The following is a 1,515-nucleotide window of genomic DNA, read 5'->3' as shown; positions in this document are numbered from 1 at the left end:
CGTGCTCGGCCGTGGCATGGGTATCGGCGAATCCGGCCGGACCGGTGCAGGCGTTCGCCCCGCCGGAGTTGAGGATGACGGCGCGCAGCCGGCCGTCGGCGAGGACCTGGCGGGTCCAGAGCACCGGAGCCGCCTGAACCCGGTTGGCGGTGAAGATCCCGGCGGCGGCGTCGGACGGCCCGTCGTTGACGACGAGCGCCACGTCCGGACGGCCGGACGGCTTCAACCCGGCCGCCACTCCGACGGCGCGGAAGCCCCGTGGGGCGGTGACGCTCAACTCAACCCTCTCCTGTCTCCTGGCCGCGTTGCTGGTCGATGTTGCTGATCGATGCTCCCGCGTCCTTACCGACCTACCGATCTAGCGACCGATCTACCGACCTACCGATCTACCGGGCCGAAAACGGTCAGGGGGCGATGCCCTGAGCGGTCAGCCCGGCGGTCTCGGGCAGGCCGAGCATCAGGTTGGCGCACTGCAGCGCCTGGCCGGCCGCGCCCTTGCCGAGGTTGTCGATCGCGGTGACGACGATCGCCCGGCCGGTCTCCGGGTCGAAGGTCCCTTGCACATGAACGGCGTTCCCGCCGAGCGTCGCCGCGGTGTGCGGCCAGCGCCCCGGCGGCAGCACCCGGACGAACGGCTCCCCCGCGTAGGCGGCCCGCAGCGTCTCGTACACGGCGTCCGCGTCGGTGCCCGGGGTGGCCCGGCCGGTGCTGGTCGCGAGGATGCCGCGGGGAAGCGGGGCGAGCACCGGGGTGAAGGACACCGTCACGGTCATACCGGCGGCCCGGGAGAGGGTCTGCGTGATCTCGGGTCTGTGCTGGTGGGTGCCCACCTTGTAGGCGGTCAGGTCACCCATCACCTCACTGCCGAGCAGGTTCACCGTGGCCGAGCGGCCCGCGCCGGACGTGCCACTCGCCGCGACAACGACCAGGTCGGCGGGCTCCACAAGGCCGCCGACCAGCAGCGGCACGAGCCCGAGAGAGGTCGCCGTGGGATAGCAGCCCGGGATCGCCACCCGCCGGCTCGCGGCGATCTCCGCCCGTGCCCAGGGGAGCTCGGGCAGGCCGTAGGTCCAGGTCCCGGCGTGCTCCCCCCCGTAGGCGCGCCGCCACGCCTCCGGGTCGACGAGCCGATGATCGGCACCCAGATCGGCGACCCGCACGGTGTCGGGCAGGGTGGCCGCCACCGCGGCCGACTGACCATGCGGCAGCGCCAGGAAAACGATGTCCGCGTCGGTCCCGGCCAGCGCGGCCGCGTCCGTGAACACCCGGCCCTCCAGGTCGGGCAGGTGGGGATGCACCTCCGTCACCGGCAGGCCGGCGGACGCGTTCGCGGCCAGCGCACCGATCTTGATTTCGGGATGGGCGAGGAGCAGGCGCAGCAGCTCTCCGCCGCCGTACCCACTCGCCCCCGCAACCGCTACCGTCACACCCATGATTGCAATTTTATACACGCTAACTCATGATCATGCAATGATGCTGGCGTAACCCGTCTCGGCCTCAGGCACGCAGGGACGC

At 71.9% G+C, this 1,515-nt stretch carries 2 protein-coding genes; both read right to left on the bottom strand.

What is annotated here, in order from left to right:
* The coding region (locus AC08ON_RS05725) for a bifunctional ornithine acetyltransferase/N-acetylglutamate synthase (RefSeq protein WP_476616576.1) at positions 1 to 277 on the bottom strand (277 nt) is incomplete at its 3' end.
* Positions 278 to 404: 127 nt separating this feature from the next.
* The gene (gene argC, locus AC08ON_RS05720; RefSeq protein ID WP_011437560.1) at positions 405 to 1,433 is read right to left on the bottom strand and encodes an N-acetyl-gamma-glutamyl-phosphate reductase; all 1,029 of its coding nucleotides are present in this window, start codon (positions 1,431 to 1,433) and stop codon (positions 405 to 407) included.
* Positions 1,434 to 1,515 lie beyond the last annotated feature (82 nt).

It is taken from the genome of Frankia sp. CoWAU3 (assembly GCF_977971855.1).
The sequence above is the reverse complement of the archived record's forward strand: the minus strand, read 5'-3'. Positions and strand labels throughout refer to the sequence as shown.

What these genes read in the sequence shown, in the direction of transcription:
- argC (WP_011437560.1), bottom strand. Translation starts at nt 1,433, where the DNA reads ATGGGTGTGACGGTAGCGGTTGCGGGGGCGAGTGGGTACGGCGGCGGA.